Genomic DNA, 8,350 nt, shown 5'->3' with positions numbered 1-8,350 from the left:
CCCGCAAACGATATTAACCTGACACCCCGTCTACTCAAGAAGTAAAAACCAGGCTGCCGCCATTCGGAATATATCCGCATCCAGGGGTGGAAGTTATCTTTGCAAATTTTGCAAAAACGCTTCGACCTCCGCTTGGCATGCCCATTTATATGATGGGTGTCCGGCTCGTATATATGCTAACACGCCGGTTAAAAATATTCAATTCCCTTTGTAAGAGTAACTTCCGGTTTGACCAATGTTTGTAAAACTTACTTCCGGCCTTGCGGGGAGGACCGTGTTTTTACGGAATTTAGTCTTGCAAGAACTTTGGAGAACTGGAAGTAAGTCATGCAAACTGGAAGTTACTTTTGCAATTTACCTTAATTTCACATAAATTTTATAATTTGTTCTATTTTGCTAATAATCCAAGCTTATTCTGAGCTAAAATACTATTTTAAAGTGATTTATCGTCATTTTTTAGCGGCAGTTCTAAAATCGCAATTTGACATTTTCTTCTAGCCGGAGTATGATAACTGCAACCTTATATGCAAGATTTAAGCAATGGAGCTTCAAATCCGAGAAGAGGGAGTGTGTGATGCATTCCCGATGATTTGATGCCGCATTGCTTTTTTATTTACTTATTCAGCAAACACAGACAGATGCCAAACGGGGGGAAAACACATGATTAAGTTAGAACATGTCTGTAAAAGCTTCGGCGATCTGGAAGTGCTCAAAGACATCAGTCTTACTGTGGAAGAAGGAGAAAAGCTGGTGGTGATCGGGCCGTCCGGTTCCGGCAAAAGCACTATGGTTCGCTGCATGAATTTTTTGGAGGAACCAAGCGCCGGTCAGGTGTTCATAGATGGTACGGAGCTTTCGGCAAAAAACAAGAACGATATTGTCCGCAAGAACATTGCGATGGTCTTTCAGCAATTTAACCTTTACCCGCACATGACCGTTCTGCAAAATATTACGCTGGCGCCCATGAAGCTGCAGCACATGAGCAAGCAGGAGGCAGAAAAGATCGCCTATGAATATCTGGATGTCGTCGGCCTGCGCGACAAAGCACATGTATACCCCGCTACGCTCAGCGGCGGCCAGCAGCAAAGAGTCGCTATTGCACGGGCATTGGCGACAAAGCAAAAAATCATTTTGTTTGACGAACCCACCAGCGCGCTGGATCCCGAAACCGTTCAGGAGGTTCTGGACGTAATGATCCAGCTCTCCCGCATCAACATCACGATGGTGGTTGTCACACACGAGATGGGATTTGCCCGTCAGGTTGCCGACCGGATTCTGTTTATGGATCAGGGCACCATTCTGGAGGAAGGGAAACCGGAGCATTTCTTTGAAAATCCCACAAACGAGAGAACGAAGGCTTTCCTGAGTAAAATTCTGAAATAACAGCCGGTTTTCACAGGAAGCGGACTCTTTATCTTCCCGCTTTTCAAAAAGGATCCAATATAACACAAATTGAAGGAGAGATTGTTATGACAACATTGAAAAAGACATGTGCGGCCTTACTGGCAGTTTCTATGCTGGCGCTGACTACTGCTTGCTCCGGTTCCGCCGGTTCCACCTCTTCCGCGGCAGCAGCCGGTACCAGCGGGGCCCCCACGCAAAGCTCCGCCTCCTCTGCTGCAACGCCCACCCTGGATAAAATCAAAGCCGCCGGCGTGCTGAAGGTCGGTGTGAAGGTGGATGTTCCGAACTTCGGTTTGAAAAACACAAAAACCGGCGAAGTGGAAGGCTTTGAAATCGACCTTGCCAAGGCGATCGCAAAAGACTTGCTCGGCGATGAAAGCAAAATAGAAACACAGGCCGTTACCGCCAAAACGCGCGGCCCTCTGCTGGATAACGGAGAGGTCGACCTGGTCATCGCAACCTTTACCATCACCGACGAACGCAAAAAGGTTTACAATTTCTCCGATCCGTACTATTCGGACGCCGTGAAGCTGATGGTGAAAAAGGATTCCGGCATCAAAAGCCTGAAAGACCTTGACGGAAAGACCATCGGCGTTGCGCAGAGCTCCACAAGCATGAAGGCCATTCAGAACGCGGCGAACACTGCCGGCGTGAAGGTAAAATTCGACGAATATGCCACTTACCCCGAAATTAAAGCGGCGCTGGATTCCGGCCGCGTGCAGTGCTTCTCTGTGGACGGCTCCATCCTGAGCGGCTATGTAGACGACACCACCACAATTCTGGACGATAAATATTCCCCCCAGGAGTATGGCATTGCCAGCAAGCTGGATAACAAAGATTTGGCGGAATACGTCAACAGAATGGTAGCGCAGCTGAAATCCAGCGGAGAATTGGACCAGATGATCGCAAAATGGAAGCTGAACTAACTTTAACAGAGAGTTCCCTGCAAAGGAAACCTCCGCAGATCATTCTGAAAGAAAGGCAGGGATAAAGAAATGAACAGTTCACCTTTTTCTTTGGATAAATGGGAAAGGCTATTGGTCGACTGGCAGATATTTGCCGGCGGCTTTCTGACTACGCTGGTAATCGCTGTACTTGCATTGGCGCTCGCCTTGCTTTTAGGAATCATCTTCGGCATGTTTTCCTCCTCGCATCTTCGGGGGCTGAAAGGCGTCAGCCGCGTTTATGTGGAATTTATTCAGAACATCCCGTTGGTCATCCAGATTTTCTTTCTGTACAACGGTCTTCCGCTGGTGGGAATCATGCTGGATAAATTCACCATCGGCGTACTTGGCATTGGAGTATACACCGGCGCGTATATCAGCGAGGTTGTTCGGGCGGGAATTCAGTCGATTCCGGTCGGGCAGATGGAGGCGGCCAAAAGCCAGGGCTTTACCCACGTGCAGGCCATGCGGTATATCATTCTGCCGCAAACCGTTAAAATCGTGCTGCCGCCTTTGACCAATCAGGCGGTCAACCTGATTAAAAACACCTCTGTTCTGGCGATGATCGCCGGCGGCGACCTGATGTACCGCGCGGATTCCTGGGCCAGCAGTCAGCTGCTGTACGGCCCGGCTTATGTGACCACCGGCCTGCTGTACTTTGTGCTCTGCTTCCCACTGGCCACCTGGGCCCGCAATTACGAGCAGCGGCTCAAAAGCCACGATGTTCAGGCAACCGCGCTTCCTCAGAAGAGCAAAAAAGTATTCTGGGGCGGTTTGCCGGAGCTTTCTAAGAAGGGAGCGGCATAATGGAACTTTTAAGCAGTATTTTCTCAAGGGACAACGTTCTGTTTTTGCTGGCGGGCATGCGCACCACAGTCGTGATCGCAGCCTCCACCATTTTGATCGCCCTGTTCTTCGGCACGATTCTGGGTCTGGTGCGCAATTACGACCGCGGAATTTTGGGAAGGCTCTCAGCGGTTTATATTGAAACCTTCCGAAATACGCCGCTGATCCTCTGGATTCTGGCCATCCGTTTTCTGGTTCCCATCCCCGCGTTTTACTCCGGCATTTTATCCATGTCGGTCTTTACCACCGCAATTATGGCCGAGGTGGTGCGCGGCGGACTAAATTCCATCAACAAGGGCCAGTTTGAGGCGGCCTATTCTCAGGGCTTCGGCTTTTTTCAAACCCTTTGGTTCATCATCATTCCTCAGTGCTTTAAAAACATTGTTCCGTCGCTGCTCTCGCAGATGATCACCACCGTAAAGGATACCTCTTTTCTGTGGGCGGTGGCCATTGAGGAATTTACCGGCAAGGGCATGATTCTGATGGGCCGGTTTGCCTCCTCCGCACAGGTGTTTCTCTTGTTCGCCTTCATGGCCGGAGTGTATTTTATCATTAACTTTACGCTTTCCAGCATTGTGCGCAGGCAGAATGCAAAGGGAGAAAGCCTGAAAAAGCCTGTTCCTGTCAAAGCGTAAGGCTGTGAAGGGTCATTTCCGGCAGTGAAGATACATTTCTTTCCAACACTCATTTTTGATGCAAAAGCAGCCCCCGGGCGCGGAAACTTCCGTGCCCGGGGGCTGCTTTGTTATGATTGCGGGAACCAGGTTGAATCAGCCGTTCTGATTCATGTTCTGGAACTTTTGCTTTGCCTGGTCTATTTTCTGCTGCTCCGCAGCCGGGGTCGGGTACCAGCCGCGCTTGTGCATCTCATCAAATACCTGCGCCTGCAGCTGGTGCTCTTCATTCAGAATATTCATGAATTCATTTCGCACCGTGGGGGTTGCGCATTCGTTGACGAAATTATTATAAGTGCCGGTGATCGCTTTCTGCGAGGACAGCACATCATACAGGACTTCCTGGTCTTTCATGCTTACCTGTGTCTGATTCTGGTTCTGGCTCTGATCCATGATTCTACACTCCTTTTAATTCAAAAATCCGAGCAGCTTATTGTAATGCTGCTGATGCTTGCTGGCCAGATCTTCATACTGCTGCTTCAGCTGGGGATCTGTGCAGCCCTGAGAATACGCTTTCATTTTTGTAATTAAAAGTTTTTCTCCGTTGAGCTGATCCTCAATTGCAGAAAGCTCCTTGCTCGTTAACGTTGCCATTTTTCGTTACCTCCTTTGATTTGACTTGTATACCCTTATTCTTTGCATGTCAGGTAAAAATATTCCTCAAAACTGATGATTCAGGCCTCTCTATGTAGCCTGCCTGACCTCTGCTTCAGGTTCCAAGCCAAAGCTGATAGATAACGCCTGATCGATCAGCGACATAGACACGCCATCCAAGCGCCCCATGCGTTCCTTTAATCTGTGTTTATCTATGGTGCGGATCTGTTCCAGAAGCACAATGGAATCTCTGGCCAATCCTGTGGTTTCCGCATCCAGCATAATGTGCGTCGGCAGTTTTGCTTTTGCTCTTTGACTTGTTATCGCCGCCGCGATCACGGTGGGGCTGAATCGGTTGCCGACGTCGTTCTGAACAATCAGTACCGGCCTTACCCCACCCTGCTCCGACCCTATAACGGGACTGAGATCGGCATAATAAATATCGCCTCTTCTGACATTCACGTTTTTCACGCTCCGAATAATTTAATGATTGGGCCCAATCCTATTTTTGCCTCTTCAAAAAACTTTCATACAATTATTTTAAATTTTCTTTTTTTCTTTCGTCTGAAATAGGTCTTGCGCCTCTCTACATAATATTAGCTTACCCGCCAATTGACAGTGGGATTCTAAAAAGCGGGGGCAGAAAAGAAAAGCGCGCCGCCTGCCGAACGTGTCGCCGTCTTGCCAAATTCGACAAAAGGGCTATAATGAGAGTAACTTAATCGGAAGGAAGTATGATCGAATGGCAAGATGGAAAAAAGCGCTCGCTTTTTTGTTATCCTGTGCGGTGCTCGCAACGCCCTCGGCCGCGTATGCGGCGGAAACAGACGCTGTGGTAGGCACACTGAGCATGGATACCTTCAGCTATACAATGGCTCCGGGGAGCATTTACGATTTTAAAGCTTCTCTCAGCAGCTCTGTTTTAAAGCAGGAGGACGTCAAGGTCTGGTCCTCGCGCGATGGGATCGCCAAGGTGGCCCGCGTGGCCGGAACCGGAAAATACCGTATTACCGGCCTGAAGGCCGGAGTGACCTACATCACCTCTGAAATCAGGGGCGTTCACGCGTCGATTCAGATCACCGTGGAGAACGGTGTGAAGCCGCACGGTGTGACCAACTGGACCACCTCTCTGATTCACCAGTCGGATCTTTCGCCGACCGTTAACGTCACTTTCCCGGAGGGAACGAATCTGATGGGTGTTGCGGCGCTTCTGGAGAAAAATCATGTGTGCAGCGCCAGCGACGTGCTCGCGGCGGCAAAAGGCACGCAGTTCGACAATTACAGCTTCATTGCCTCTCTTCCAAACGCTACCTCCCGCTATTATAAGCTTGAAGGCTATCTCTTCCCCGATACCTATAACTTTTATAAGGGAGACAGCGCGGCCAATGCGCTCAAACGCATGCTGAACAACATGCAGAACAAAATGGCCAACCTTCAAACGCAGGCGGCGGCGCAGGGGATGACGGCGGATCAGGTGCTGACCATGGCTTCCCTGATTCAGGCGGAGGCTTCGAGTGCCAGCGACATGTACCTTGTTTCCTCTGTTCTGCACAATCGCCTGACAAACGGCGCGGCCCACGACACACCGAGACTCCAGTTTGATTCTACCGTATTCTACCCCTACCGGGTAAAATCGGAAGCGCCCGCCGGCTTTACCAGCACCTACGACACCTATCGCTTCTCCGGCCTGCCAATGGGGCCGATCTGCAACCCCGGCGCCAGCGCCATCGACGCCGCGCTTCACCCGGCCAGCACAAATTATTATTATTTCTGCCACTCCGCTTCCGGCACAGGGTACTATGCCGAAACGCTGGAGGAACACAACCAGAACCTGATCATTGCCGGTCTGCGGTAAGTTTTTGTACCGCAGATTTGCTTGAAAAGCGACTTCGTGTAAAAATGTCAATGATTCCCCTGCCTGCGGTAAGGGAATCATTGACTGCTTTTTTGAGGTGAAATGTAACAAGAGTGTATCCCCGGAAAAATAACCGCTATCGCGAGAGGATGGATCTTATTTGAAAAGCAGCCAGGAGCAGCTACGGAGCAGGGGCTACGCCACCCCGGAGGAAATCCGCCCGTATCGGGAAAAAAGCCAGAATGCGCTTCTGGAGCTTCTGAATGATAAAAACGCTGTGGCACGCACCGCAGCCGCAAGCCAGCTGAAAATAGAGCCGGAGGTATTCCCCGTTCTGCTGCAGGTTTTACAGGAAGACGATGCGGAGAAAATCTGCGAAATTCTGGACACCGTCGGCTTTATGGCTTTCTATCACCCGAAGCTGTCAACGCCGGAGCATGCTGAAGCGGTGTTCGCCGTGATGGAGCGGTATCCAAGCCATGAGTTGCTGCTCTGGAAGGCCATCCAGTGCCTATGCGCCTTCCCCTCACAAAAGACAAAACGGCTCCTTCAGGAGTTTACCGCACAGAATAATCTTTTGGGGGAAGAGGCTCAAAGCTCCCTCAAGCGGCTTCCTTCTGAGCGCTAAAGCACATCAACAAGGCTCCGGAGCAAATTGCTCCGGAGCCTTGTTGATGTGGTATCCGCTAAACGGTATGTTTCTATATTTTCAAAATCCAAAGTAACTATGGCTGTAGACCCCATTTCCCCTGAATATTGAAAAACTAAAGCAAAAGTTTGAAGCGTGTATCTCAGAAGAACGGATCAAAGCCCTGCGGAAAATGGAGCTGATTTTCAACCTAGGGAGCCACCAAAGCAAGAATGAATGCAATTGCTTAAAAGATATTCTGCAAATGGCTGTTGAAGAAAGCGGATGCAGCATCCGCTACCGAAAGGGAGAGTCGGAGAAACAATACGACGTTCAGTTTTTTCGTGTTACTTCCGCCTATGGGCAATGGTACGCAACCGCATATCATTTCAAAACAGAAAGACCAAAGGTATTCCGATGCGACAGAATTCAGTCCGTGCAGCGCTGTGAAAAATACGCGACCAAGCCGATCTCTGAATTTCTCGTCCCTTCAAAAGAGCTATTTCGCGACAAGGATGCTGTGGATTTTGAGGTTGGCGTTTCCAATCAGGGAGCGGATCTGTTTCATAAAGAACACTATCCCTCCATGAAGCTGCACCGGGAAAACGGGAACTACTACGTAAGAGGATTTTACAATCAAGAGGAAGAAAATTTTATTGCCAATTATTTTAACCGCTATGGGAAAGCGATTTGTTCGATTCAGCCTGCTGCACTGAAACATTTGATGCTGGAACAATTGAATATGGTAAAAAACCATCTCAATTCCATATCATAGCAACCAAAACAAAAAAGAGAACACACGCCGCGTTCTCTTTTTTTTGCTGCTGAAATCTTCTTTCTGTTCGGTCGCTATTCGCTGTTTTCTTTATTTCGATTCTTCAGAGGAATCTGCAATCGGTTCAAACAGCACCAGCATATCTTCCTCCGGAACGGCCAGCTGTTTGATCCGGCCGGTGCGGCGATCCGCAGTCAGGGTAAAATTATGGCCATCGCCGCTGCCGAAAAACAGCCCGTCGCCGGAGGTGGTCAGCGCGCCTTCCACCGAAGCCGCGTCCAGCGACGACAGCATCATGGGAATCATCCCGGTTTGCGGCAGCAGCATGTTATCCTGCGAAACCGTAAGGCCCTCATAGCTGACGGAAAGGATCTTATGATCCCACGCCCAGGTCATGCCCTTCAGCTCCTGCGGCTCCAGCAGCGTTAGCTGCGCGCCCTGCCCGGCCGAATACTGCAGCCGGCATACATACCGGCTCTTTCCCATTGAAACATCAGCTTTGGCCTCAAAGGTCAGAACCGGGTTTACCACGGGCCGTGTCAGCGAGGGCGAACACCCCGCCAAAACGGCCATACAGACAAGACAAAACAGGATTACAAGGAGGCGGGCCGGCTTGCGCATGAAATCACC

Annotated in this window: 11 protein-coding genes; 7 read left to right on the top strand and 4 right to left on the bottom strand. The window is 49.9% G+C overall.

Going from position 1 to position 8,350, the window contains the following annotated elements; genetic code table 11:
* Positions 1-660: 660 nt before the first annotated feature.
* The 4 genes from G340_RS0115200 to G340_RS0115185 all read left to right on the top strand — a co-directional run bounded on the left by G340_RS0115200 (position 661) and on the right by G340_RS0115185 (position 3,829).
* Positions 661-1,383: an amino acid ABC transporter ATP-binding protein gene (locus G340_RS0115200; RefSeq protein WP_020074498.1), complete on the top strand. Its 723-nt coding sequence runs from the start codon at positions 661-663 to the stop codon at positions 1,381-1,383.
* Between the two features lie 86 nt (positions 1,384-1,469).
* Positions 1,470-2,330 carry a transporter substrate-binding domain-containing protein gene (locus tag G340_RS0115195; protein WP_020074497.1) on the top strand — a complete coding sequence of 287 codons (861 nt, stop codon included), beginning with the start codon at positions 1,470-1,472 and terminating at the stop codon, positions 2,328-2,330.
* A gap of 69 nt (positions 2,331-2,399) precedes the next feature.
* Positions 2,400-3,155, top strand: coding sequence for an amino acid ABC transporter permease (locus G340_RS0115190; RefSeq protein ID WP_051092170.1), 756 nt, complete (start codon positions 2,400-2,402; stop codon positions 3,153-3,155).
* The gene (locus G340_RS0115185) at positions 3,155-3,829 is read left to right on the top strand and encodes an amino acid ABC transporter permease (protein WP_020074495.1); all 675 of its coding nucleotides are present in this window, start codon (positions 3,155-3,157) and stop codon (positions 3,827-3,829) included. The genes G340_RS0115190 and G340_RS0115185 overlap by 1 nt, the downstream gene beginning before the upstream one ends.
* Before the next feature lie 135 nt (positions 3,830-3,964).
* Here G340_RS0115185 and G340_RS0115180 read toward each other — a convergent pair whose 3' ends face one another.
* From G340_RS0115180 to G340_RS0115170, 3 genes are all read right to left on the bottom strand, one after another.
* Positions 3,965-4,261 carry a spore coat protein gene (locus tag G340_RS0115180; protein ID WP_020074494.1) on the bottom strand — a complete coding sequence of 99 codons (297 nt, stop codon included), beginning with the start codon at positions 4,259-4,261 and terminating at the stop codon, positions 3,965-3,967.
* Positions 4,262-4,276: 15 nt separating this feature from the next.
* Positions 4,277-4,462, bottom strand: coding sequence for a hypothetical protein (locus tag G340_RS0115175; RefSeq protein WP_020074493.1), 186 nt, complete (start codon positions 4,460-4,462; stop codon positions 4,277-4,279).
* Between the two features lie 90 nt (positions 4,463-4,552).
* Positions 4,553-4,924, bottom strand: coding sequence for a type II toxin-antitoxin system PemK/MazF family toxin (locus G340_RS0115170; RefSeq protein WP_009062170.1), 372 nt, complete (start codon positions 4,922-4,924; stop codon positions 4,553-4,555).
* Positions 4,925-5,204: 280 nt separating this feature from the next.
* Here G340_RS0115170 and mltG point away from each other — a divergent pair, with 280 nt between their 5' ends.
* From mltG to G340_RS17160, 3 genes are all read left to right on the top strand, one after another.
* Positions 5,205-6,317, top strand: a complete 1,113-nt coding sequence (gene mltG, locus G340_RS0115165; protein WP_020074492.1) for an endolytic transglycosylase MltG — start codon at positions 5,205-5,207, stop codon at positions 6,315-6,317.
* A 160-nt stretch (positions 6,318-6,477) separates the two neighbouring features.
* A complete protein-coding gene (locus G340_RS0115160; RefSeq protein WP_020074491.1) occupies positions 6,478-6,945 on the top strand; it encodes a hypothetical protein in 468 nt (155 codons plus the stop codon).
* Between the two features lie 193 nt (positions 6,946-7,138).
* Entirely contained in the window at positions 7,139-7,720 is a 582-nt protein-coding gene (locus G340_RS17160) for a WYL domain-containing protein (RefSeq protein WP_020074490.1), read from the top strand.
* Between the two features lie 90 nt (positions 7,721-7,810).
* Here G340_RS17160 and G340_RS0115150 read toward each other — a convergent pair whose 3' ends face one another.
* Entirely contained in the window at positions 7,811-8,341 is a 531-nt protein-coding gene (locus tag G340_RS0115150) for a hypothetical protein (RefSeq protein ID WP_033402334.1), read from the bottom strand.
* Between the last annotated feature and the right edge of the window lie 9 nt (positions 8,342-8,350).

The sequence above is a fragment of the Faecalispora sporosphaeroides DSM 1294 genome (assembly GCA_000383295.1).
GTDB classification, from domain to species: Bacteria; Bacillota; Clostridia; order Oscillospirales; family Acutalibacteraceae; genus Faecalispora; species Faecalispora sporosphaeroides.
This window is presented reverse-complemented; position numbering and strand designations above follow the sequence as displayed.